At 54.5% G+C, this 24,893-nt stretch carries 24 protein-coding genes and 1 rRNA gene; 17 read left to right on the forward strand and 8 right to left on the reverse strand.

Annotated features, from left to right (window positions below; translation table 11 throughout):
* Positions 1–19: 19 nt before the first annotated feature.
* The 12 genes from bamA to tilS all read left to right on the forward strand — a co-directional run bounded on the left by bamA (position 20) and on the right by tilS (position 15,702).
* Positions 20–2,437 (forward strand): outer membrane protein assembly factor BamA, encoded by a 2,418-nt coding sequence (bamA, locus tag C3406_RS16980; RefSeq protein WP_103823300.1) that lies wholly within the window; start codon positions 20–22, stop codon positions 2,435–2,437.
* Positions 2,438–2,555: 118 nt separating this feature from the next.
* Entirely contained in the window at positions 2,556–3,050 is a 495-nt protein-coding gene (gene skp, locus C3406_RS16985; RefSeq protein WP_103178340.1) for a molecular chaperone Skp, read from the forward strand.
* A gap of 3 nt (positions 3,051–3,053) precedes the next feature.
* Complete coding sequence (gene lpxD / locus C3406_RS16990) at positions 3,054–4,079, forward strand: UDP-3-O-(3-hydroxymyristoyl)glucosamine N-acyltransferase (RefSeq protein ID WP_103823301.1); 1,026 nt, start codon at positions 3,054–3,056, stop codon at positions 4,077–4,079.
* A gap of 102 nt (positions 4,080–4,181) precedes the next feature.
* The gene (gene fabZ / locus C3406_RS16995; protein ID WP_007373234.1) at positions 4,182–4,637 is read left to right on the forward strand and encodes a 3-hydroxyacyl-ACP dehydratase FabZ; all 456 of its coding nucleotides are present in this window, start codon (positions 4,182–4,184) and stop codon (positions 4,635–4,637) included.
* Between the two features lie 3 nt (positions 4,638–4,640).
* Entirely contained in the window at positions 4,641–5,429 is a 789-nt protein-coding gene (gene lpxA / locus C3406_RS17000) for an acyl-ACP--UDP-N-acetylglucosamine O-acyltransferase (RefSeq protein ID WP_103823302.1), read from the forward strand.
* Positions 5,429–6,577, forward strand: a complete 1,149-nt coding sequence (gene lpxB / locus C3406_RS17005; protein WP_103823303.1) for a lipid-A-disaccharide synthase — start codon at positions 5,429–5,431, stop codon at positions 6,575–6,577. The genes lpxA and lpxB overlap by 1 nt, the downstream gene beginning before the upstream one ends.
* Positions 6,574–7,170 carry a ribonuclease HII gene (rnhB, locus tag C3406_RS17010; RefSeq protein WP_103823304.1) on the forward strand — a complete coding sequence of 199 codons (597 nt, stop codon included), beginning with the start codon at positions 6,574–6,576 and terminating at the stop codon, positions 7,168–7,170. The genes lpxB and rnhB overlap by 4 nt, the downstream gene beginning before the upstream one ends.
* A 34-nt stretch (positions 7,171–7,204) precedes the next feature.
* On the forward strand, positions 7,205–10,687 hold the full coding sequence (gene dnaE, locus C3406_RS17015) for a DNA polymerase III subunit alpha (RefSeq protein WP_103178345.1): 3,483 nt from the start codon (positions 7,205–7,207) through the stop codon (positions 10,685–10,687).
* 12 nt (positions 10,688–10,699) lie between these two features.
* A complete protein-coding gene (gene accA / locus C3406_RS17020; protein WP_103178346.1) occupies positions 10,700–11,659 on the forward strand; it encodes an acetyl-CoA carboxylase carboxyl transferase subunit alpha in 960 nt (319 codons plus the stop codon).
* A 100-nt stretch (positions 11,660–11,759) separates the two neighbouring features.
* Complete coding sequence (locus C3406_RS17025; RefSeq protein ID WP_103823305.1) at positions 11,760–13,898, forward strand: lysine decarboxylase LdcC; 2,139 nt, start codon at positions 11,760–11,762, stop codon at positions 13,896–13,898.
* A gap of 59 nt (positions 13,899–13,957) precedes the next feature.
* Positions 13,958–14,347: a VOC family protein gene (locus tag C3406_RS17030; RefSeq protein ID WP_103178348.1), complete on the forward strand. Its 390-nt coding sequence runs from the start codon at positions 13,958–13,960 to the stop codon at positions 14,345–14,347.
* Between the two features lie 62 nt (positions 14,348–14,409).
* Positions 14,410–15,702: a tRNA lysidine(34) synthetase TilS gene (gene tilS, locus C3406_RS17035; protein ID WP_103823306.1), complete on the forward strand. Its 1,293-nt coding sequence runs from the start codon at positions 14,410–14,412 to the stop codon at positions 15,700–15,702.
* Between the two features lie 28 nt (positions 15,703–15,730).
* Here the strand turns inward: tilS and rof are convergent, their stop codons facing one another.
* Both rof and C3406_RS17045 read right to left on the reverse strand, forming a co-directional pair.
* Complete coding sequence (gene rof, locus C3406_RS17040) at positions 15,731–15,991, reverse strand: Rho-binding antiterminator (RefSeq protein WP_039030294.1); 261 nt, start codon at positions 15,989–15,991, stop codon at positions 15,731–15,733.
* Positions 15,978–16,178 (reverse strand): YaeP family protein, encoded by a 201-nt coding sequence (locus tag C3406_RS17045; protein ID WP_103823307.1) that lies wholly within the window; start codon positions 16,176–16,178, stop codon positions 15,978–15,980. The genes rof and C3406_RS17045 overlap by 14 nt, the downstream gene beginning before the upstream one ends.
* Before the next feature lie 198 nt (positions 16,179–16,376).
* Between C3406_RS17045 and C3406_RS17050 the strand changes: the two genes are divergently transcribed.
* From C3406_RS17050 to nlpE, 3 genes are read left to right on the forward strand one after another with little or no spacing between them, the layout of a single operon-like run.
* On the forward strand, positions 16,377–16,922 hold the full coding sequence (locus C3406_RS17050; RefSeq protein ID WP_103178352.1) for a YaeQ family protein: 546 nt from the start codon (positions 16,377–16,379) through the stop codon (positions 16,920–16,922).
* Complete coding sequence (arfB, locus tag C3406_RS17055; RefSeq protein WP_103178353.1) at positions 16,919–17,341, forward strand: alternative ribosome rescue aminoacyl-tRNA hydrolase ArfB; 423 nt, start codon at positions 16,919–16,921, stop codon at positions 17,339–17,341. The genes C3406_RS17050 and arfB overlap by 4 nt, the downstream gene beginning before the upstream one ends.
* 34 nt (positions 17,342–17,375) lie before the next feature.
* Positions 17,376–18,074: an envelope stress response activation lipoprotein NlpE gene (nlpE, locus tag C3406_RS17060; protein ID WP_103823308.1), complete on the forward strand. Its 699-nt coding sequence runs from the start codon at positions 17,376–17,378 to the stop codon at positions 18,072–18,074.
* Positions 18,075–18,115: 41 nt separating this feature from the next.
* Here nlpE and proS read toward each other — a convergent pair whose 3' ends face one another.
* From proS to metN, 6 genes are all read right to left on the reverse strand, one after another.
* Positions 18,116–19,834 (reverse strand): proline--tRNA ligase, encoded by a 1,719-nt coding sequence (gene proS, locus C3406_RS17065; protein ID WP_103823309.1) that lies wholly within the window; start codon positions 19,832–19,834, stop codon positions 18,116–18,118.
* Between the two features lie 111 nt (positions 19,835–19,945).
* Complete coding sequence (gene tsaA, locus C3406_RS17070; protein ID WP_103823310.1) at positions 19,946–20,653, reverse strand: tRNA (N6-threonylcarbamoyladenosine(37)-N6)-methyltransferase TrmO; 708 nt, start codon at positions 20,651–20,653, stop codon at positions 19,946–19,948.
* Positions 20,650–21,054 carry an Rcs stress response system protein RcsF gene (gene rcsF / locus C3406_RS17075; RefSeq protein WP_103178358.1) on the reverse strand — a complete coding sequence of 135 codons (405 nt, stop codon included), beginning with the start codon at positions 21,052–21,054 and terminating at the stop codon, positions 20,650–20,652. The genes tsaA and rcsF overlap by 4 nt, the downstream gene beginning before the upstream one ends.
* Before the next feature lie 107 nt (positions 21,055–21,161).
* Positions 21,162–21,977, reverse strand: coding sequence for a methionine ABC transporter substrate-binding lipoprotein MetQ (metQ, locus tag C3406_RS17080; protein WP_039030286.1), 816 nt, complete (start codon positions 21,975–21,977; stop codon positions 21,162–21,164).
* Between the two features lie 39 nt (positions 21,978–22,016).
* Complete coding sequence (locus C3406_RS17085) at positions 22,017–22,670, reverse strand: methionine ABC transporter permease MetI (protein WP_039030285.1); 654 nt, start codon at positions 22,668–22,670, stop codon at positions 22,017–22,019.
* Positions 22,663–23,694 (reverse strand): methionine ABC transporter ATP-binding protein MetN, encoded by a 1,032-nt coding sequence (gene metN, locus C3406_RS17090; protein WP_103178359.1) that lies wholly within the window; start codon positions 23,692–23,694, stop codon positions 22,663–22,665. Before metN ends, C3406_RS17085 begins: the two co-directional genes overlap by 8 nt.
* A 187-nt stretch (positions 23,695–23,881) precedes the next feature.
* On the opposite strand from metN, the gene gmhB reads away from it, so the two are divergent.
* A complete protein-coding gene (gene gmhB / locus C3406_RS17095; protein WP_103823311.1) occupies positions 23,882–24,448 on the forward strand; it encodes a D-glycero-beta-D-manno-heptose 1,7-bisphosphate 7-phosphatase in 567 nt (188 codons plus the stop codon).
* A gap of 365 nt (positions 24,449–24,813) precedes the next feature.
* Positions 24,814–24,893: ribosomal RNA gene (locus C3406_RS17105) — 16S ribosomal RNA — on the forward strand; the annotation flags it as partial.

Consider the following 24,893-nt stretch of genomic DNA (forward strand, 5'->3'; position numbering starts at 1 on the left):
GGAAGAACGCATAATAACGATGGCGATGAAAAAGTTGCTCATAGCGTCGCTGCTGTTTAGCAGCGCGACCGTATACGGTGCTGACGGGTTCGTAGTGAGAGATATTCATTTCGAAGGCCTTCAGCGAGTCGCCGTTGGTGCGGCCCTCCTCAGTATGCCAGTGCGCCCAGGCGACACGGTTAATGATGAAGACATTAGTAATACCATTCGCGCCCTGTTTGCCACTGGCAACTTTGAGGACGTTCGCGTTCTGCGCGATGGTGATACGCTACTGGTTCAGGTGAAAGAGCGCCCGACAATTGCGAGCATCACCTTCTCCGGCAACAAGTCGGTGAAAGACGATATGCTCAAGCAGAACCTTGAGGCCTCTGGCGTTCGCGTTGGCGAATCCCTGGATCGCACCACCCTTTCTGATATCGAGAAAGGGCTGGAAGATTTCTACTACAGCGTCGGTAAATACAGCGCCAGCGTGAAAGCGGTTGTCACGCCGCTGCCGCGTAACCGTGTCGATCTGAAACTGGTCTTCCAGGAAGGTGTTTCCGCGAAGATTCAGCAGATCAACATCGTTGGTAACCATGCATTCAGCACCGATGAACTGATCTCAACGTTCCAGCTGCGTGATGAAGTGCCGTGGTGGAACGTTGTCGGCGATCGCAAATACCAGAAACAGAAACTGGCGGGTGACCTCGAAACCCTGCGCAGCTACTATCTGGATCGCGGTTACGCCCGTTTCAACATTGACTCGACTCAGGTCAGTCTGACTCCGGACAAGAAAGGCATCTACATTACCGTTAACATCACTGAAGGCGATAAATATACGCTTTCGGGCGTTGAAGTAAGCGGTAACCTCGCGGGCCATTCTGCGGAGATTGAGAGCCTGACCAAACTGCAGCCGGGTGAACTCTATAGCGGTTCCAAAGTCACCAAAATGGAAGACGGCATTAAGAAGCTGCTCGGCCGTTATGGTTACGCTTACCCGCGCGTTCAGACCCAGCCTGAAATTAACGATACGGATAAAACCGTTAAGCTACACGTAAACGTCGATGCGGGTAACCGTTTCTACGTGCGTAAGATCCGCTTTGAGGGTAACGATACCTCCAAAGATTCTGTCCTGCGCCGCGAAATGCGCCAGATGGAAGGGGCGTGGCTGGGCAGCGACCTGGTTGATCAGGGTAAAGAGCGTCTGAACCGTCTGGGTTACTTCGAAACGGTGGATACCGACACCCAGCGTGTGCCAGGTAAACCGGATCAGGTTGATGTCGTTTACAAGGTTAAAGAGCGTAACACCGGTAGCTTTAACTTTGGTGTCGGTTACGGCACAGAGAGTGGCGTTAGCTTCCAGGTGGGTGTACAGCAGGATAACTGGTTAGGTACGGGCTACTCCGTGGGTATCAACGGTACCAAGAACGACTACCAGACTTACTCTGAGCTCTCCGTGACTAACCCTTACTTCACCGTTGATGGTGTGAGTCTGGGCGGTCGTATCTTCTATAACGACTTTAAAGCGGATGATGCGGACCTGTCTTCGTATACTAACAAAAGCTACGGCGTTGATGGTACGCTCGGTTTCCCGGTTAACGAATATAACACCCTGCGTGCGGGCTTAGGTTACGTCCATAACGACCTGTCCAACATGCAACCGCAGGTGGCAATGTGGCGTTATCTGGACTCTATCGGACAGTCTGCCAGCACCTCGAATGATGATAACGGTTTTGCCGCAGATGACTTCACCTTCAACTATGGCTGGACGTACAACCGCCTCGACCGTGGTTTCTTCCCGACCGAAGGTTCTCGCGTCAACCTGAACGGTAAAGTGACCATTCCGGGCTCGGATAACGAGTTCTACAAGGTTACGCTGGATACCGCGTCCTACTTCCCGATCGATGAAGACCATAAATGGGTGGTTCTGGGTCGTACGCGCTGGGGTTACGGCGATGGTTTAGGTGGCAAAGAGCTGCCATTCTATGAAAACTTCTACGCCGGTGGCTCAAGTACCGTACGTGGCTTCCAGTCCAACAACATTGGTCCGAAAGCAGCCTACTACGGCGGTAACGACGAAGATAACTGCGATAAGTCTTCATCAAGCGAAGTATGTAGCTCTGACGATGCAGTCGGTGGTAACGCCATGGGTGTTGCCAGCCTGGAGTTTATTACCCCTACGCCGTTTATCAGCGATAAGTATGCTAACTCCGTTCGTACCTCCTTCTTCCTGGATGCGGGTACCGTATGGGATACTAACTGGGAAAATACCAGTGCGACCAGGGCTGCAGGTATTCCGGACTACAGCGATCCGAGCAATATTCGTATGTCTGCGGGTCTCGCACTACAATGGATGTCACCGCTGGGGCCGTTGGTCTTCTCTTACGCCCAGCCGTTTAAGAAATATGATGGAGACAAGGCGGAGCAGTTCCAGTTTAACATTGGTAAAACATGGTAATTGTCCGTCGCAAAGGAATGCGTTGGCAGTGTAGCGCTGACAACTGGCGATCGCAGGATCGCCTTGCCACGCAAAGAACGGTACCTTCGGGTGCCAATGGGATGGTAAGGAGTTAATTGTGAAAAAGTGGTTATTAGCTGCAGGTCTCGGTTTAGCGATGGCAACTTCTGCTCAGGCAGCGGACAAAATTGCAATCGTCAATATGGGTAACTTGTTCCAGCAGGTTGCGCAGAAAACAGGTGTTTCTGCCAAGCTGGAGAGCGAGTTCAAAGGCCGTGCAAGCGAACTGCAGGGTATGGAAAACGATCTGCAATCCAAAATGCAGCGTCTGCAGCGCGATGGTTCTACCATGAAAGCGAGCGAACGTAGCAAACTGGAAAAAGACGTAATGGCTCAGCGTCAGACTTTCTCTCAGAAAGCGCAAGCTTTTGAGCAGGATCGTCAACGTCGTTCTAACGAAGAGCGCGGCAAGCTGGTTACCCGTATCCAGTCCGCTGTGAAAGCTGTAGCTGCCGATCAGAGCATCGATCTGGTTGTTGATGCCAACGCCGTTGCATTCAACAGCAGCGATGTTAAAGACATCACCGCTGATGTCCTGAAACAGGTTAAATAAGTAATGCCTTCAATTCGACTCGCTGATTTAGCTCAGCAGTTGGATGCAGAATTACACGGTGATGGCGATATCGTCATCACCGCTGTTGCGTCCATGCAATCTGCTAAAGCAGGCAATATCACCTTCATGGTAAGCCCTAAGTACCGTGAACATCTGGCGCTTTGCCAGGCGTCTGCTGTCGTTATGACGCAGGACGATTTGCCGTTTGCCGCAGGTGCTGCGCTGGTAGTAAAGAACCCCTACCTGACGTATGCCCGTATGGCACAAATTCTGGATACCACGCCGCAGCCGGCACAAAACATCGCACCCAGTGCGGTGATTGACCCGACGGCGCAGCTGGGTAACAACGTATCAATTGGTGCAAATGCGGTTATCGAATCAGACGTCGTGCTGGGCGATAACGTGGTCATCGGTGCCGGTTGCTTCGTCGGTAAAAAAACAAAAATTGGTGCAGGCTCTCGCCTGTGGGCCAATGTCTCTGTTTATCATGAGATCGAAATTGGCGAAAACTGCCTGATCCAGTCCAGTACCGTTATCGGTTCGGATGGTTTCGGTTATGCCAACGATCGTGGTAACTGGGTTAAGATCCCGCAGCTTGGCCGGGTGATCATCGGCGATCGCGTCGAAATCGGTGCATGCACGACTATTGACCGTGGTGCGCTTGATGACACGATTATCGGTAATGGTGTTATCATCGATAACCAGTGCCAGATTGCGCATAACGTTGTGATTGGCGACAATACTGCCGTTGCCGGTGGCGTTATTATGGCGGGCAGCCTGAAGATTGGCCGTTACTGCATGATTGGCGGCGCCAGCGTCATTAACGGGCATATGGAAATATGCGATAAGGTTACGGTTACCGGTATGGGCATGGTTATGCGTCCAATCACCGAACCGGGCGTCTACTCTTCAGGCATTCCGTTGCAGCCTAACAAGGTGTGGCGTAAGACTGCAGCCCTGGTGATGAATATTGATGATATGAGCAAGCGCCTCAAGGCCATTGAGCGCAAAATCGATCAACAAGACTAAGCGTTCATCCGTTTAACGCACACTTCCCGGCCTGTCGGCTTTCTTATAAACCGGCAGGCCGTGTTATTATTGCCATTCAGATATTTTGACAGGAAGAGTATTTTGACTACTGACACTCATACTCTGCATATTGAAGAGATTTTAGAACTTCTGCCGCACCGCTACCCGTTTTTGTTGGTAGACCGTGTGCTGGATTTTGAAGAAGGTCGTTTTCTGCGCGCAGTGAAAAATGTTTCTGTAAACGAGCCATTCTTCCAGGGGCATTTCCCTGGGAAGCCTATCTTCCCGGGCGTATTGATCCTGGAAGCGATGGCTCAGGCTACCGGTATTCTGGCGTTTAAAAGCGTTGGGAAACTGGAGCCGGGTGAGCTCTATTACTTCGCAGGTATCGACGAAGCGCGCTTCAAGCGCCCGGTTGTGCCTGGTGATCAGATGATCATGGAAGTGACTTTTGAAAAAACGCGTCGCGGCCTGACTCGCTTCAAAGGCGTAGCTCTGGTTGACGGCAAGGTTGTTTGCGAAGCTACCATGATGTGTGCGCGTAGCCGGGAGGCCTGATACGTGATTGATAAAACCGCCTTTATTCATCCAACCGCCATTGTGGAAGAGGGTGCCGTTATCGGTGCTAACGTCCACATTGGTCCATTCTGTATTGTTGGACCCCATGTCGAAATTGGTGAGGGTACCGTACTGAAATCTCACGTCGTTGTGAATGGTCATACGACTATTGGCCGCGATAACGTGATCTATCAGTTCGCCTCCATCGGTGAAGTTAACCAGGATCTGAAATATGCTGGCGAACCAACCCGTGTGGAAATTGGCGATCGTAACCGCATTCGCGAAAGCGTCACCATTCATCGTGGCACAGTACAGGGCGGTGAGTTGACGAAGGTGGGCAGCGATAACCTGTTTATGGTCAACGCGCATATCGCGCATGACTGTACCGTGGGTGACCGCTGCATTCTCGCCAACAACGCAACGCTGGCGGGACACGTATCAGTTGATGATTTTGCAATCATTGGCGGCATGACCGCTGTCCATCAGTTCTGCATCATTGGTGCGCACGTGATGGTTGGCGGCTGCTCCGGCGTGGCGCAGGACGTTCCGCCGTATGTGATTGCACAGGGTAACCATGCGACGCCGTTTGGCGTCAACATCGAAGGCCTTAAGCGTCGCGGTTTTAGCCGTGAAGCGATTATGGCTATCCGCAACGCTTACAAGCAGTTGTACCGTAACGGTAAAACACTGGAAGAGGCTAAGCCGGAAATTGCCGAACTGGCGAAGCAGCATCCTGAGGTGAACGCGTTTGTGGAGTTCTTCGCACGCTCAACCCGTGGTCTGATTCGTTAATGGTCGATAGTCGCCCGCTTACGATCGCCCTCGTCGCCGGAGAAACCTCCGGCGATATTCTTGGTGCAGGTCTGATTCGAGCGCTCAAAGCGCGCGTTCCCAACGCGCGCTTTGTCGGCGTTGCTGGCCCATTGATGCAGGCTGAAGGCTGCGAAGCCTGGTACGAAATGGAAGAGCTGGCGGTGATGGGCATCGTCGAGGTACTGGGTCGCCTGCGCCGGTTGCTGCATATTCGCGCCGATCTGACGCGTCGTTTTACCGAACTTAAGCCCGATGTGTTTGTGGGCATTGATGCGCCTGACTTCAACATTACCCTTGAAGGTAATCTGAAAAGACAGGGGATCAAAACTATCCATTACGTCAGTCCGTCCGTCTGGGCGTGGCGACAGAAACGCGTTTTCAAAATAGGCAGATCGACGAATCTGGTATTAGCCTTCCTGCCTTTCGAAAAAGCGTTTTACGATAAATTCAACGTTCCGTGCCGCTTTATCGGCCATACCATGGCCGACGCCATGCCGCTGGATCCCGATAAAAATGGTGCACGTGACCTGCTGGGTATTTCACATGATGCCCACTGCCTGGCGCTGTTGCCGGGGAGCCGCGGCGCAGAAGTCGAAATGCTCAGCGCTGATTTTCTGAAAACTGCGCAAATTCTGCGTCAGACTTACCCTGATCTGGAAGTGGTCGTGCCGCTGGTGAATGCCAAACGCCGGGAGCAGTTCGAGCGTATTAAGGCGGAGGTCGCCCCCGATCTGCATGTCCATCTGTTGGATGGCAAAGGCCGTGAGGCGATGGTCGCCAGCGATGCCGCGTTGCTGGCATCAGGTACCGCTGCGCTGGAGTGCATGCTGGCGAAATGCCCGATGGTGGTGGGTTATCGTATGAAGCCGTTCACCTTCTGGCTGGCGAAACGGCTGGTGAAAACGGATTACGTCTCCTTGCCGAACCTGCTTGCCCGACGTGAGCTGGTGAAAGAGTTGCTGCAGGATGAGTGCCAGCCGCAGGCATTAGCCGCTGCGCTGCTGCCGCTGCTGGCTAACGGCAAAACCAGCCATGAAATGCATGACACCTTCCGGGAACTGCATCAGCAAATCCGCTGTAATGCCGATGAGCAGGCGGCTGACGCGGTGCTGGAGCTAGCTAAATGATGGAATTTGTTTACCCTCACGCCCATCTGGTGGCGGGAGTGGATGAAGTAGGGCGTGGGCCGCTGGTGGGCGCTGTTGTCACTGCCGCGGTGATCCTCGATCCTGCTCGTCCAATTATCGGTCTGAATGACTCGAAGAAATTATCCGAGAAGCGCCGCCTGGCGCTGTACGACGAAATTAAAGAGAAAGCGCTGGCCTGGAGTGTCGGGCGGGCGGAACCGCATGAGATCGACGAGCTGAATATTCTGCATGCCACCATGCTGGCGATGCAGCGTGCCGTCGCCGGGCTGAGCGTGGTGCCAGAGTATGTGCTGATCGACGGTAATCGTTGTCCGGCGCTGCCCATGCCGTCGCTGGCGGTGGTAAAAGGCGACAGCCGGGTGGCGGAAATTAGCGCCGCTTCGATCATTGCTAAAGTCACGCGCGATGCTGAAATGGCCGCGCTGGATCTCACATTTCCCCAGTATGGTTTTGCCCAGCATAAGGGGTATCCTACCGCTTTCCATCTGGAAAGACTGGCTGAACACGGCGCAACTGAACATCATCGCCGCAGTTTTGGACCGGTGAAACGCGCACTGGGACTGATGTCCTGAATCAAGACGCCAATAAGTAACGCGGAATCTGAAGATGGCTGAACCACGTTTCGTACACCTGCGGGTGCACAGCGACTATTCCATGATTGATGGGCTGGCGAAGACCGGGCCGCTGGTGAAAAAGGCGGCCTCGCTTGGCATGCCTGCGCTGGCGATCACCGACTTCACTAACCTGTGCGGTCTGGTGAAGTTCTACGGAACGGCGCACGGTGCCGGGATGAAGCCGGTAATTGGTGCTGATTTTCACGTACAGAGCGAGCTTCTCGCCGATGAAATGACGCAAATTACCGTCCTGGCGCTGAACAATACCGGCTATCAGAACCTGACGCTGCTCATCTCCCGTGCCTATCAGCGCGGCTACGGCCCGCAGGGTCCGTGGATCGATCGCGCGTGGCTGGCGGAGCTGAATGAGGGGCTGCTGCTGATCTCCGGCGGGCGTATGGGCGACGTAGGCCGATGCCTGCTGCGCGGCAACACCGCCCTGGTGGAGCAGTGCGTCGATTTTTATAAAGAGTATTTCCCGGATCGCTTCTACCTGGAGCTGATCCGCACCGGTCGTCCTGATGAAGAGAGCTATCTGCACGCCGCAGTCGCCCTGGCGGAAGAGCAGGGCCTGCCGGTGGTTGCCACCAACGATGTGCGCTTCATCAACGCCGATGATTTTGACGCCCATGAAATTCGCGTCGCTATTCACGATGGTTTTACCCTCGACGATCCGAAACGGCCGCGTAACTATTCGCCGCAGCAGTACATGCGCAGCGAAGAGGAGATGTGCGAGCTGTTTTCCGATATCCCGGAAGCGCTGGAGAACAGCGTAGAGATCGCCAAGCGCTGTAACGTCACCGTCCGTCTGGGTGAATACTTCCTGCCGCAGTTCCCGACCGGCGACATGACCACCGAAGACTTCCTGGTCATGAAATCGAAAGAAGGTCTGGAAGAGCGCCTTGAGTTTCTCTTCCCGGATCCGGCCGTTCGCGCCGAGAAGCGTCCGGAGTATGACGAGCGTCTGGACGTAGAGCTCCAGGTTATTAACCAGATGGGGTTCCCCGGCTACTTCCTGATCGTTATGGAGTTTATCCAGTGGTCGAAAGACAACGGCGTACCGGTAGGGCCGGGCCGTGGTTCGGGTGCCGGATCGCTGGTGGCCTATGCGCTGAAAATTACCGATCTCGATCCGCTGGAATTTGACCTACTGTTCGAACGCTTCCTCAACCCGGAACGTGTCTCGATGCCCGACTTTGACGTCGATTTCTGCATGGAGAAACGCGACCAGGTCATTGAACACGTGGCAGACATGTACGGTCGTGATGCGGTATCGCAGATCATTACCTTCGGTACCATGGCGGCAAAAGCAGTTATCCGCGACGTGGGCCGCGTGCTGGGGCATCCGTACGGCTTTGTTGACCGCATCTCGAAGCTGGTGCCGCCTGACCCGGGCATGACCCTGGCGAAAGCCTTCGAAGCGGAGCCGCAGCTGCCGGAAATCTACGAGGCGGATGAAGAGGTTAAAGCGCTGATCGACATGGCGCGTAAGCTGGAAGGGGTCACCCGAAACGCCGGTAAACACGCCGGTGGGGTGGTCATTGCCCCGACCAAAATTACCGACTTTGCGCCGCTCTACTGCGATGAATCGGGCCTGCATCCGGTCACCCAGTTTGACAAGAATGACGTGGAATATGCCGGGCTGGTGAAGTTTGACTTCCTCGGCTTGCGTACGCTCACCATCATCGACTGGGCGTTGAAGATGATCAACCCGCGCCGGGCCAAGCAGGGCCTGGAGCCGATTGATATCGCCGCAATCCCGCTCGATGACAAGAAAAGTTTCGACATGCTGCAACGCTCGGAGACCACGGCGGTCTTCCAGCTTGAATCCCGCGGCATGAAAGATTTGATCAAGCGTCTGCAGCCTGACTGCTTCGAAGATATGATCGCGCTGGTGGCGCTGTTCCGTCCAGGGCCGCTGCAGTCGGGGATGGTAGATAACTTTATCGACCGTAAGCACGGTCGCGAGGAGCTCTCCTATCCGGATGTACAGTGGCAGCATGAAAGCCTGAAGCCGGTGCTGGAGCCAACCTACGGCATTATCCTGTATCAGGAACAGGTCATGCAGATTGCCCAGGTGCTCTCCGGCTACACCCTCGGCGGCGCGGATATGCTGCGTCGTGCGATGGGTAAGAAAAAGCCGGAAGAGATGGCCAAGCAGCGCTCGATCTTTGAAGATGGGGCGAAAAAAAACGGCATCGACGGCGAACTGGCGATGAAGATCTTCGATCTGGTAGAGAAATTTGCCGGATACGGATTTAACAAATCGCACTCTGCGGCCTACGCGCTGGTCTCCTATCAGACGCTGTGGCTGAAGGCGCACTACCCGGCCGAGTTTATGGCCGCGGTAATGACCGCCGATATGGACAACACCGAGAAGGTGGTCGGGCTGGTGGATGAGTGCTGGCGCATGGGGCTGAAAATCCTGCCGCCGGACATCAACTCCGGTCAGTACCATTTCCACGTCAATGACGACGGGGAGATTGTCTACGGTATCGGCGCGATTAAAGGCGTGGGTGAAGGCCCGATTGAAGCGATCATCGAAGCCCGTAACCAGGGCGGCTACTTCCGCGAGCTGTTTGACCTCTGCGCACGAACCGATATTAAAAAGCTCAACCGCCGGGTGCTGGAAAAGCTAATTATGTCCGGGGCGTTCGACCGTCTCGGGCCGCATCGCGCGGCGCTGATGAACTCGCTGGGTGACGCCCTTAAGGCCGCCGATCAGCACTCAAAAGCCGAGGCCATTGGCCAGGCGGATATGTTCGGCGTGCTGGCAGAAGAGCCGGAGCAGATTGAACAATCCTATGCCAGCTGTCAGCCGTGGCCGGAACAGACCGTGCTGGATGGTGAGCGCGAGACGTTAGGGCTGTACCTGACCGGGCATCCAATCAATCAGTATATTAAAGAAATTGAGCGCTATGTCGGAGGCTACCGGCTGAAAGACATGCATCCGACAGAACGTGGTAAGATTACTACGGCTGCGGGGCTCGTCATTGCTGCGAGGGTTATGGTCACCAAACGCGGCAATCGTATCGGCATCTGTACGCTGGATGACCGTTCCGGGCGGCTGGAGGTGATGTTATTCACCGACGCGCTGGATAAATACCAGCAGCTGCTGGAAAAAGACCGCATACTTATCGTCAGCGGACAGGTCAGCTTTGATGACTTCAGCGGGGGACTTAAAATGACCGCCCGCGAAGTGATGGACATTGACGAAGCCCGGGAAAAATATGCTCGCGGGCTTGCTATCTCGCTGACGGACAGGCAAATTGATGACCAGCTTTTAAACCGACTCCGTCAGTCTCTGGAACCCCACCGCTCGGGGACCATTCCAGTACATCTCTACTATCAGAGGGCGGATGCGCGTGCACGGTTGCGCTTTGGTGCGTCGTGGCGTGTCTCTCCGAGCGATCGTTTACTGAACGATCTACGTGGCCTCATTGGTTCGGAGCAGGTGGAACTGGAGTTTGACTAATACAGGAATACTATGAGTCTGAATTTCCTTGATTTCGAACAGCCGATTGCAGAGCTGGAAGCGAAAATCGATTCTCTGACTGCCGTGGGCCGTCAGGATGAAAAACTGGATATTAACATCGACGAAGAAGTGCATCGTCTGCGTGAAAAAAGCGTAGAACTGACGCGTAAAATCTTTGCCGATCTCGGCGCATGGCAGGTTGCTCAACTGGCTCGCCATCCTCAGCGTCCGTACACCCTGGATTATGTCCGCCTGGCGTTTGATGAATTCGACGAACTGGCTGGTGATCGTGCATACGCTGACGATAAAGCTATCGTTGGCGGGATTGCGCGTCTTGACGGCCGTCCGGTGATGATTATTGGCCACCAGAAAGGGCGCGAAACCAAAGAAAAAATTCGCCGCAATTTCGGGATGCCAGCACCAGAAGGTTATCGTAAAGCCCTGCGTCTGATGGAGATGGCCGAGCGTTTTAACATGCCGATCATCACCTTCATCGACACCCCGGGAGCCTATCCTGGTGTGGGCGCGGAAGAGCGTGGTCAGTCTGAAGCGATTGCCCGTAACCTGCGTGAAATGTCGCGTTTAAGCGTGCCGGTTATCTGCACCGTTATCGGTGAAGGTGGTTCCGGTGGCGCGCTGGCCATTGGTGTGGGCGATAAAGTGAATATGCTGCAGTACAGCACCTATTCCGTTATCTCCCCGGAAGGGTGTGCCTCCATTCTGTGGAAAAGCGCCGATAAAGCCCCGATGGCTGCGGAAGCGATGGGCATTATCGCTCCTCGCCTGAAAGAGCTGAAGCTGATCGATACCGTTATTCCGGAACCGCTGGGTGGCGCGCATCGTAAGCCAGAAGTGATGGCCGCGTCCCTGAAGGCGCAGCTGCTGGCTGACCTTGCTGATCTCGACGTGCTGAGCAAAGAAGATCTGCTGAACCGTCGTTACCAGCGTCTGATGAGCTACGGCTACGCGTAAGCTACGCAATAATCTTAAAAGCCGCACCCTGTTGCGGCTTTTTTTATGTCCATGGTTTACCTCAACTATGCTTAGCTAATGTTTTTTAAGGAGGTAAACCGTGAACATCATTGCCATTATGGGGCCGCACGGCGTCTTTTATAAAGACGAACCCATCAAGGAGCTGGAGCAGGCGCTGGCATCGCGCGGGTTTCAACTTATCTGGCCGCAAAACAGCGCCGATCTACTGAAGTTTATTGAACATAACCCCCGTATCTGCGGCGTCATCTTCGACTGGGACGAGTACGATATGGAGTTGTGCAGCGACATCAACCAACTCAATGAATACCTGCCGCTTTACGCCTTTATCAATACTCACTCCACGATGGATATCAGCGCCCAGGATATGCGCATGGCACTGTGGTTCTTCGAGTACTCACTGGGCGTGGCCGAGGATATTGCGACCCGCATTCAGCAATATACCGGCGAGTACCTCGATACCATTACTCCGCCGTTTACCCGCGCCCTTTTCACCTACGTAAAAGAGGGGAAGTACACCTTCTGTACCCCCGGTCATATGGCGGGAACCGCGTATCAGAAAAGCCCGGTGGGCTGTCTGTTCTATGACTTCTTTGGCGGGAACACGCTGAAGGCAGATGTGTCGATCTCGGTGACGGAACTGGGATCGCTGCTGGATCATACCGGCCCACATCTCGAAGCCGAAGAGTATATCGCTCGCACTTTTGGTGCCGAGCAGAGCTATATGGTCACCAACGGCACCTCGACCTCCAACAAGATTGTCGGCATGTACGCCGCGCCGGGCGGCAGCACTTTACTGATCGACCGCAACTGTCATAAATCTCTGGCGCACCTGCTGATGATGAGTGACGTGGTGCCGCTCTGGCTGTCACCGACCCGCAACGCGCTGGGCATTCTGGGCGGGATCCCGCGCCGGGAATTTTCTCATGCAGCAATAGAGCGCAAAGTGGCAGCCGTGCCGGGCGCAAGCTGGCCGGTTCACGCGGTGATCACCAATTCCACCTACGACGGCCTGCTGTACAACACCAACTGGGTGAAACAGACTCTCGATGTGCCTTCCATCCATTTTGATTCTGCCTGGGTCCCCTATACCAATTTCCATCCGATCTATGCCGGAAAGAGCGGGATGAGCGGTGAACGCCTGCCGGGTAAAGTGTTCTTCGAAACCCAGTCCACGCACAAAATGTTGGCTGCGTTTTCTCAGGCCTCGCTGATCCACATTAAGGGCGAGTACGATGAAGATACCTTCAACGAAGCCTTTATGATGCACACCACCACCTCGCCCAGCTATCCGCTGGTGGCCTCGATTGAAACTGCGGCGGCGATGCTGCGCGGTAATCCCGGTAAGCGCCTGATAAACCGCTCCGTTGAGCGCGCCCTGCATTTTCGCAAAGAGGTTCAGCGCCTTAAAGATGAAGCCGACGGCTGGTTCTTCGATATCTGGCAGCCGGACGATATCGACGAAGCTGAATGCTGGCCGGTGGCGCCGGGCGAGAGCTGGCATGGTTTCCGCGATGCCGATGAGGATCATATGTTCCTCGATCCGGTCAAAGTCACCATTCTCCCGCCAGGTATGGACGAGCAGGGAGTGATGAGTGAAGAGGGGATCCCCGCGGCGCTGGTGGCGAAATTCCTCGACGAGCGCGGCGTGGTGGTCGAAAAAACCGGGCCGTACAACCTGCTTTTCCTGTTCAGTATCGGTATCGACAAAACCCGGGCGATGGGTTTGCTGCGCGGGTTGATGGAGTTTAAGCGCGCCTACGATCTGAATTTGCGGGTCAAGAACATGCTGCCGGATCTCTATGCCGAAGATCCCGATTTCTACCGCAACATGCGTATTCAGGATCTGGCTAAAGGCATTCACAAGCTCATTCGTCAACACGACTTGCCGCGACTGATGCTGCAGGCGTTTGATGTCCTGCCAGAAATGAAGCTCACCCCGCATCACGCCTGGCAGCGTCAGGTGAAGGGAGAGGTAGAGACGGTTGATCTGGAGGATCTGGTTGGCCGGGTGTCAGCCAATATGATCCTCCCTTATCCACCCGGTGTGCCGCTGCTTATGCCCGGCGAGATGATCACCGAGAAGAGCAGGGCGGTTCTCGATTTCCTGTTAATGCTCTGCTCGATTGGCCGTCACTATCCCGGTTTTGAAACCGACATCCACGGTGCCAAACGGGATGAAAACGGTATCTACCGGGTACGGGTCTTAAAAGCGTCATGACCCCTTGCTCGGCAAGGGGGTTCGGATATAACGTTCAGGCACACCAATAAGGAGAGGCTATGCTGGGTTTAAAGCAGGTTCATCACATTGCAATCATTGCCACCGACTATGCCGCCAGTAAGGCGTTTTACTGCGATACGCTGGGTTTTACCCTGCAAAGTGAGTTTTATCGCGAAGAGCGTGATTCCTGGAAAGGCGACCTGGCGCTGAATGGTCAGTATGTCATTGAGCTCTTTTCGTTCCCTTTCCCGCCGGCGCGTCCGTCCCGGCCCGAAGCCTGCGGTTTACGTCATCTGGCGTTCAGTGTGGATGACATTGACCAGGCGGTAGAGCATCTTGAATCCCACGGTGTTAAGTGCGAAGCCATCCGTATCGATCCCTTCACCGGAAAGCGCTTCACCTTTTTCAACGATCCTGATGGCCTGCCGCTGGAGCTCTACCAGCAGTAACGCTTGCCTCGCCAGGGAATGCCCGGTAACGTGCCGGGCACCTTTCTGGATAAATGACGACGATGACCACAGCCGACCTTCAGCAAGCTCTTCACCCGTACCGCCGACTGCTGGTGGGCTTTAGCGGTGGCCTGGATTCCACCGTATTGCTGCATCAGCTTATGCTGTGGCGGGAACAGGAGCCTGGCCTCGAACTGCGCGCTATCCATATTCACCACGGCCTGAGCCCCCACGCCGAAAGCTGGGTCGCCCATTGCCAGCACCTGTGCCAGCAGTGGAATATCCCGTTGATTGTGGCGCGGGTAACGCTGGCGGAGGAGGGGCTGGGGCTGGAGGCGCAGGCGCGTAAAGCGCGTTATGCCGCCTTTTGTGAGGCCCTGTTGCCGGATGAAGCGTTGGTCACGGCGCAACATCTGGACGATCAGTGTGAAACCTTTCTGCTGGCGCTAAAGCGCGGCAGCGGCCCGGCAGGGTTGTCGGCCATGCCCGCACGGGCGCGTTTTGCCGGTACTGAACAAATTCGTCCCCTTCTTGGTGAAACGCGAGACTCACTAATGGCCTGGGCCCAGCGTTGGGATCTGCGTTGGATTGAGGATGAAAGTAACCAGGACGACAGCTATGACCGCAATTTTTTGCGTCTGCGCGTCCTGCCGTTGCTGGCAGAGCGCTGGCCGCATTTTGCACAGGCCACCTCCCGCAGCGCCACGCTGTGCGCGGAGCAGGAGCACCTGCTGGATGAACTGCTGGCAGACGAGCTTTCAACCTTAGTGTCTACGGACGGGGCGCTGGCTATCGCGCCGCTGCAGGCGATGAGTGTGGTACGCCGGGCCGCGTTGCTGCGCCGATGGCTGGCGCTGCACGGGGCGTTAATGCCGTCACGCGCCATGCTTAATCGCATCTGGGATGAGGTGGTGCTGGCCCGGGAAGACGCGGCACCGCGGCTGCGTTCCGGCGAAGGTGAAATTCGTCGCTTTCGCGGTCAGCTGTGGTGGGTGAAAGTTCACGCCTCGCTGGCCGATCGGGTTATCGACTGGCCGTTGCTGGAGCGGCCCCTCTCACTGCCAGAAGGGCTGGGTACGCTTCATCTCAAGACGGGGGGCGCTCTTCGACTGCCGCGGGCAGATGAGCCCGTAACGGTGCGCTTTCGCGCCAGCGGTACGCTGCACATTGTCGGGCGAAACGGCGGACGCAAGATCAAAAAAATCTGGCAGGAACTCAACGTTGCCCCCTGGCGTCGGGACAGCACGCCGCTTCTATTCTACGGAGAAACGTTGGTGGCGGCGGCGGGGGCGTTTGTAACGCATGAAGGGGCAGCTGAAGCGGAGCGGGGCGTAGAGCTGGAGTGGAAAACGTAACGGGCAGCAGGCTGCCCGTTACACGGGATCAGGACTCGCTCACCACAACGGTGCCGATTTCGGGATGACTGAAGCTAGCTATTTTATCGAGACGCAGTTCGCGCGTTGCGCCGCCGTCTTCCACAACCAGATACTCCACGTTCTTACGGGAAACCAGATCGTTCGCCTTGGCCTTCAGCACTTCGCCATCTTTTAACGCCAGCGTAAGAAGCAGGTGATGCTGGCAGGCGAGTTCGAGATTGTCGTAGTCATCGCAGTTAATAGGTTGATAGGTATCATTCATTGACATAATCGCTCACCAGTAAATTCGCAGCAGCATATGCTGCTTTTTCTCTGACCGATTCTGAAAGCGTATCATCCGACGCCATTTCATTCAGAACTTTCAATACACAGCCCAACGCATCGGGGATATACCCCAGATCGCCGCTGGCAATCTCCGCATACCGTTTGCGAATTAGCTCACAATAATTTTCCACATCCCCTCCTGCCAGCGCACTGACTTTACTGTGAGATACCATTAAGCCTACGAAGATAAACTCGGTTTAGCAAGGTGACTATACCATACTCATTTAAGCAATATCAGCAGGTTGATGTCGCAGACATTCTCAAGCCTGTAACAGCCTTTTGGCGGAGATTTCGCTACAATGCGCACCTGATTCGAAAGGAGTTCTCTCATGGCGCTTAAAGCGACAATTTACAAAGCCGCGGTCAATGTGGCGGATTTAGACCGCAATCAGTTTCTGGATGCGACCTTGACGCTGGCGCGTCATCCCTCCGAAACGCAAGAGCGCATGATGCTGCGCCTGCTGGCATGGATTAAGTACGCCAATGAGCGCCTGCAATTTACCCGCGGGTTAAGTGCGGAAGACGAGCCGGAAGCCTGGCTGCTCAACGATCATCTGGGTATCGATCTCTGGATTGAGCTGGGCCTGCCGGATGAGCGTCGCATTAAGAAAGCCTGCACGCAATCTGCTGAAGTGGCGCTCTTTACCTACAACAGCCGCGCAGCGGAGATCTGGTGGCAGCAGAACAAGAATAAGTGCGCCCAGTTTGCCAACCTGTCTGTCTGGTATCTGGATGATGATCAACTGGCTAAGCTGAGCGCATTTGCCGGTCGAACCATGATTCTGCAGGCAACCATTCAGGATGGCGCCATCTGGCTGTCGGATGCTGAGAATAATCTGGAAATTCATCCGGAAGCCTGGCAGTCCCGTTCATGATCGTAGTGTCCCGAACCGTCGCCCTGCCCGATCATGAAGTGGAGATCACCGCGATCCGCGCCCAGGGAGCAGGGGGCCAGCATGTGAACAAAACCTCAACGGCTATTCATCTGCGCTTTGACATTCGGGCATCCAGCCTGCCAGAGTATTATAAAGAGCGCCTGCTCGCCGCCAGCCATCATCTGATCACCTCTGACGGCATCATTATTATCAAGGCGCAGGAGTACCGCAGCCAGGAGATGAACCGGGAAGCCGCGCTTGCCCGGCTGGTGGCGGTAATACAAGAGTTAACGGCAGTGCAAAAAAGCCGGCGGGCAACCCGCCCGACACGCGCATCGAAAGAGCGCCGTCTGGCTTCTAAATCACAAAAATCGACCGTCAAAGCACTGCGTGGCAAAGTTCGAGGCCCCCAGGATTAACGGGGAGCAGGCGGGTTGAGAAAAGGAATCTGATGTGAAAACAGCAATATTTTCAGTGGTGGCTGCAGGTGCGCTGGTCATCCTGATGGGATGTCATAATCGGGCAGAGGTGCAGGCGCTGGAGCCAGCCCATGAAGAGGCGCTAAAACCGATGCAGCAGAGCTGGCGGGGGATTTTACCCTGCGCCGATTGCGAAGGTATCGAAACCTCACTGTTTCTGGAAAAAGATGGCACTTGGGTAATGAATCAACATTATCAGGGGGCAAAAGCGCCTTCCTCTTTCGCCAGCTACGGTAGCTGGGCGCGAACAGCGGATAAGCTGGTGCTGACGGATACGCAGGGCGAAAAGCACTATTTCCGGGCGAAAGGCGAAGGGCTGGAGATGCTCGATCGGGAAGGAAATCCGATTGAGTCGCAGTTTAACTACACGCTGGCGCCCGTTAATGCAGCCCTGCCATCAACGCCAATGGCGATGCGCGGCATGTATTTCTATATGGCTGATGCGGCGAGCTTCACCGACTGTGCCACAGGCAAAAAGGTGAGCGTGGCGAATAACGCGCAGCTGGAGCGGGATTACGCGGTGGCGCGCGGAAACGATACTAAACCGGTGCTGCTCACCGTGAACGGGCATTTTACTCTTGAGGCCAACCCGGACAGTGGTGAAAAAGTCAAAATGCTGGTACCGGACAGAGACGCCCGCTTTGAAGCGGACAAAAACTGCGGCAGCAAATAGCGACAATAAAAAACCCCGCATCAGCGGGGTTTTTTTATGGCTTACGCCTTGATGGCTTTCACCAGATAATCAAGCACGTCACCGGTTTTGATCATCTGCTTCTCACCGTTACGACGATACTTATACTCGATCTCGTCATTATCGAGGTTACGATCGCCGATCACGATGGTGTGCGGAATGCCGATCAGTTCCATATCCGCAAACATCACGCCTGGGCGCTCTTTACGATCGTCCATCAGCACTTCGATACCCTGCGCACGCAGCTCGCTGTAGAGTTTTTCCGCCAGCTCCTGCACACGGTAGGACTTATGCATGTTCATCGGCAGGATCGCCACCTGGAACGGAGCGATGTTGTCCGGCCAGACGATGCCACGCTCGTCATAGTTCTGCTCAATAGCGGCAGCAACCACACGGGTCACCCCAATACCGTAGCAGCCCATGGTCAGGATCTGGTTACGGCCATCTTCACCCTGAACGGCGGCGTTCAGTGCACGGGAGTATTTATCACCCAGCTGGAAGATATGCCCGACTTCGATACCGCGTTTGATCATCAGGGTGCCGTTGCCGTCCGGGCTTGGATCGCCTGCCACCACGTTACGAATATCCGCCACTTCTGGCGTCGCGACGTCGCGATCCCAGTTAATGCCGAAATAGTGTTTGCCGTCGATGTTCGCGCCAGCAGAGAAGTCGCTCATCACGGCAACCGTGCGGTCAACCACAACAGGAACAGGCATATTCACCGGACCCAGGGAACCCGGGCCTGCGTTGACGACGGCGCGGATTTCCGCTTCCGTTGCGAAGGTTAACGGGCTTGCAACCTGTGGCAGCTTCTCGGCTTTCACTTCGTTCAACTCGTGATCGCCACGGACCAGCAGAGCAACCAGCGGGTAGGCGCTGCCTTCGGTGGATTTCACCAGCAGGGTTTTAACCGTTTTTTCGATCGGCAGATTGAACTGCTCAACCAACTCGGCGATGGTTTTCGCGTTTGGTGTATCAACCAGCTTCATCTCTTCGGTTGCCGCAGCACGCGGTGCTTTTGGCGCCAGCGCTTCTGCAAACTCAATGTTCGCGGCGTAATCAGAGGAGTCAGAGAAGATCACATCATCTTCACCGCTCTGTGCCAGCACCTGGAACTCATGGGATGCGCTACCGCCGATAGAACCGGTATCAGCCTGAACGGCGCGGAAATCCAGCCCCATGCGGGAGAAGATTTTGCTGTACGCTTCGTACATCTTGTCATAGGTCTCCTGCAGCGATTCCTGAGAAGTGTGGAAAGAGTAAGCATCTTTCATCAGGAATTCGCGAGAGCGCATGACGCCAAAACGTGGACGCACTTCATCACGGAATTTGGTCTGGATCTGGAAGAAGTTCAGCGGCAGCTGCTTGTATGAGCTCAGCTCGTTGCGGATCAGATCGGTAATGACCTCTTCATGCGTTGGACCGAGAACGAATGGACGATCGCCACGATCGGCAATACGCAGCAGTTCCGGACCATACTGCTCCCAGCGACCACTCTCCTGCCACAGTTCAGAGGGCTGAACTACCGGCATTAACACCTCGATAGCACCGGCGTTATTCATCTCTTCACGCACGATGTTTTCGACTTTTTTCAGGACGCGCACGCCGGTCGGCAACCAGGTGTATAACCCGGAGGCCAGCTTGCGGATCATCCCGGCGCGCAGCATCAGCTGGTGGCTGATCACCTCGGCGTCGGCAGGTGTCTCCTTCAGAGTGGAGAGCAGATATTGGCTAGTACGCATGTTGTTACGGTTCCATTTCGAAGAGTGGAACAGGCTGACCGGCAGCCTGACACAAAAAAAGTGGTTTAGTTTACCAGTGTGGCAAAGATGCCAAAAGAGAAGAGGATAAAATTACTGAGGCTCGAGGGCAAACACTTCAAAGCCGGCCGCGGTAACGCGCCAGCGAACGTTAAAATCCAGCAGCAGGACGGCGTAGGTTTTCCCGGCCTCTTCCTCTTTGCGATAGGCCGGACGGGGATCCTGGGCCAGCACCTCGATGATAAATTCCCGCAGGCGAGGATAGCGCTTCTCCAGCTGAATCAACTGGGGGGTGAGCGCATCGGTAAACCAGACCGGCGTATCTGCCTGGGGGGCCTGCTGGGCGTAGCTGGCACGCGCATCCGGTAAGGCTTCGGCAAAGGGCAGATAAGGTTTGATATCCACTACGGGTGTACCGTCCACCAGATCCAGGCTGCCAAGCTCCAGAATCACCTGATCCTTCTGGCAGCGAATGCCTTTCAGTTCGATGAGCGACATACCGACAGGGTTTGGACGAAAGGTCGAGCGCGTGGCAAACACTCCCATCCGGGCGTTACCGCCGAGACGAGGTGGGCGCACGGTGGGGCGCCAGCCGCCAGCCATGGTCTGATGAAAGATAAACAGCACCCACAGGTGGCTGAACGCTTCCAGTCCGCGCACGGCATCGGCCTGATTATACGGCGCGAGCAAGTGAAGTTCGCCGCTACAGCTTTTCACCAGACCGGGCTGGCGTGGCACGGCAAACTTCTCTTTATAGGGTGAGCGAATAACGCCTATCTGCTCGAACTGGAATGCACTCATTTCGCCGAGACGTTAAGGGCTGAACCTACGCAAACGGCCTGACGATAGCAGCCAGGTGTGCCGCTGGTGACCTCGCAGCTGTGCAGCAGAACCGCATTGGCCTTCATTTTAGAGGCATTGATCTGCATGCGTTTACGCGCAGTAGGAATATTTGGAGGAGAATCCTGGTTGGTAGCCTGGCAAGATTCGCCGGAGACTTCACCCAGATCGCGGAACGGTTTACCCACTAAATCTTCAGCCTTGGTATAGATTCTGACCGGCGCAGGACGTGGTGCTTTTGGCTTTTCAGGCTCCACTTTCGGCGGGGTTGCTGTGCTTTTAACAGGTTCAACAGGAGATCTGCTTAGCATAGAACAACCGCTCAGCATCAGTGCTAAAAGACAGATCGGTAAAGCACGCATATTATTTCCTCAATGAATAATCAAATCGTCAGATATTGAATCAGTTGCCTGCATAAATGACAAGACGGGCTTACGCCCGTCCTGAATGATATTACACAAAGGTAAGATTACCAGCCTTTAACTGCACCACCGTTAAAGACTTTGTTTGCTTCCTGGTAAACTTCATCAGACTGGTAAGCCTGCACGAACTTCTTCACGTTTTCCGCATCTTTGTTATCTTCGCGGGTAACGATCAGGTTAACGTACGGAGAGTCTTTGTCTTCCACGAAGATACCGTCTTTCGCTGGCGTCAGATTAATCTGGCTGGCGTAAGTGGTGTTGATAACCGCCAGGGCGATCTGCGCATCATCCAGAGAACGTGGCAGCTGTGGCGCTTCCAGTTCAACAATTTTCAGGTTTTTTGGGTTCTCGGTCACGTCCAGAACGGTCGGCAGCAGGCCAACACCATCTTTCAGTTTAATCAGACCCACTTTCTGCAGCAGCAGCAGGGAACGACCAAGGTTGGTTGGATCGTTAGGTACTGCTACCTGAGAACCGTCCTGCAGTTCTTCTAATGATTTGATTTTTTTGGAGTAGCCCGCGATTGGGTAAACGAAAGTATTGCCTACCGCAACCAGCTTGTAGCCACGATCTTTGATCTGCTGATCCAGGTACGGTTTGTGCTGGAAGGCGTTAGCATCGATATCGCCTTTGCTCAGCGCTTCGTTAGGCAGAACATAATCGTTGAAAGTCACCAGCTCCACGTCCAGGCCATACTTCTCTTTCGCCACTTTCGCTGCCGTCTCTGCAACCTGCTGCTCCGCACCCACGATAACGCCCACTTTGATGTGGTTTGGATCTTTTTCGTCCTGGCCACAACCTACCAGTGCCAGAGAGCCGATCAGCGCGCCTACCGCAGCAAAGGTCTTAAATTTAAACGCCATGTTTTTATCCTTAACTCGTCGAGTTTGTGTTGTGTAACGTTATTTGTGCGTAACAGCCCGGACGATGCGATCGCCAGAGAATTGAATGAGATAAACCAGTACAACCAGCAGAACCAGCACGGTATTCATAACGGTAGCATTGTAGCCAATGTAACCATACTGATAGCCGATCTGTCCCAGACCACCGGCGCCTACCGCACCACCCATCGCTGAGTAACCCACCAGAGTAATCAGCGTGATGGTGGCCGCGTTGACCAGACCTGGCAGGGCTTCTGGCAGTAAGACTTTGCGTACAATCTGCATCGGCGTCGCACCCATCGCGCGGGACGCTTCAATCAGCCCCGACGGGATCTCTAACAGCGCGTTCTCAACCATGCGGGCGATAAACGGCGCAGCACCCACGGTCAGGGGGACGATGGCAGCCTGCAGGCCGATGGATGTGCCCACAATAACGCGGGTGAAGGGGATCATCCATACCAACAGAATGATGAAGGGAATGGAACGGAAGATGTTCACCAGCGCGGAGAGCGTGCGGTAAAGTTTTGCGTTCTCAATAATCTGACCCGGACGGGTGACGTACAGCAGCACGCCCACCGGCAGGCCAATAACAAAACCGAAGAAGCCGGATACGAAGGTCATCGCCAGCGTTTCCCAAACGCCACGTGCCAGCAACCACATCATTGCCTCAGACATAACCCAGTACCTCAACTTTTACATGATGCTCTTGCAGCCAGGCGATCGCCGCCTGCGTATCTTCTTGCGTACCGTGCATTTCAGTCAGCATGATGCCGAACTTCACGCCACCGGCGTAATCCATCTGCGCGCTAATAATGTTGTTATTCACATTGAAGCGGCGGGCGGTTTCAGACAGCAGCGGGGCATCAACTGACTTGCCGGTAAACTCCATCCGCAGCATCGGAACGCTGTTTGCTTCTGGTTGCGCCTTTAAACGTGCCAGATAGTCTTCCGGAATATCCAGATGCAGCGTGGCCTGAATAAACTGCTGCGCCAGTGGGGTTTTCGGATGCGAGAACACTTCGCTGACGGTGTCTTGTTCAATCAGTTCACCCTGGCTTATCACCGCCACACAGTCGCAGATGCGCTTAACCACATCCATCTCGTGCGTAATAAGGAGAATGGTCAGCCCCAGTCGACGGTTAATGTCCTTTAACAGCTCCAGAATCGAGCGGGTTGTTGCCGGATCCAGGGCGCTGGTGGCTTCGTCACAGAGCAATACTTTTGGGTTGCTGGCCAGCGCACGCGCAATCGCCACGCGCTGTTTTTGTCCGCCGGACAAGTTGGCCGGGAAGGTGTCGTGCTTCTCGCTCAGACCGACCAGATCCAGCAGTTCGGTAACGCGACGTTTAATTTCGTCTTTGGGCGTGTTATCCAGCTCCAGCGGCAGGGCAACGTTGCCAAACACGGTGCGCGAAGAGAGCAGGTTAAAGTGCTGGAAGATCATGCCAATCTGGCGGCGGGCTTTAGTCAGTTCTGCTTCTGAAAGCGTGGTCAGTTCCGTACCATCAACCTGAACGTGACCTTCGGTCGGGCGTTCAAGCAAGTTAACGCAACGAATGAGCGTACTTTTACCTGCACCTGAGGCGCCAATGACGCCATAAATCTGTCCAGCCGGAACATGCAGGCTAACGTTGTTCAACGCCTGAATGGTACGGTTCCCTTGCTGGAACACTTTGGTGATATTCGAAAGTTTAATCATTAGATTATTTTTATCGTATGTAAGTTAGCCGTGGCATTTTCTGCTGCCTGATACGGGCGATGACCGTCAACAAAACGGATGTTAAGGCATCCAGACGTCTAAATCAATCCAACTCTGCACGATGAGCACTTTCTTGCGCAGTGAAACATGAGATACTACGCAGACATCCCTATTCAGGAGCAAACCGGTGGCAAAATCAGTACCCGCAATTTTTCTCGATCGTGACGGCACAATTAATGTCGATCATGGTTATGTGCATGAGATAGACGAATTTGAATTCATCGATGGCGTTATTGAAGCCATGCGTGAATTAAAAGAGATGGGATTTGCGCTGGTGGTGGTCACCAACCAGTCAGGTATCGCGCGCGGTAAATTCACCGAAGCACAGTTTGAGACCTTAACGGAATGGATGGACTGGTCACTGGCGGATCGCGGCGTTGATCTGGACGGTATCTATTATTGTCCGCATCACCCACAGGGAACCGTAGATGAGTATCGCCAGACCTGTGATTGCCGAAAACCACACCCGGGTATGCTCACTTCCGCACAAGAGTTCCTTCATATAGATATGAGCGCTTCATATATGGTGGGCGATAAACTGGAAGATATGCAGGCAGCTGCCGCGGCAGGCGTGGGGCATAAAATTCTGGTGCGTACTGGCAAGCCTGTCACGCCTGAAGCGGAAAATGCAGCGGATTGGGTGATTGATAGTCTGGCAGCGCTGCCGGAAACCATCAAAAAGCAGCAAAAATAGGCATTGTGGCGAAAAGGTGAGCGGTTGAAATAAAATTGTCGTTTTCCGCTTGTCAGCGCCGGAGAACTCCCTATAATGCGCCTCCATCGACACGGCGGATGTGAATCACTTCACACTAACAGCCGGGCCGGTTGAGGAGAAAAGCGAAAATAATCGCTTGACTCTGAAAGAGGAAAGCGTAATATACGCCACCTCGCAACGGTGAGCGAAAGCCGCGTTGCACTGCTCTTTAACAATTTATCAGACAATCTGTGTGGGCACTCAAAGTGACATGGATTCTTAACGTCCTCGGACAATAAATGAATACCAAGTCTCTGAGTGAACACGTAATTCATTACGAAGTTTAATTCACGAGCATCAAACTTAAATTGAAGAGTTTGATCATGGCTCAGATTGAACGCTGGCGGCAGGCCTAACACATGCAAGTCGAACGGTAGCACATGCA

It is taken from the genome of Leclercia sp. LSNIH8 (genome assembly GCF_002920195.1).
Lineage (GTDB): Bacteria > Pseudomonadota > Gammaproteobacteria > Enterobacterales > Enterobacteriaceae > Enterobacter.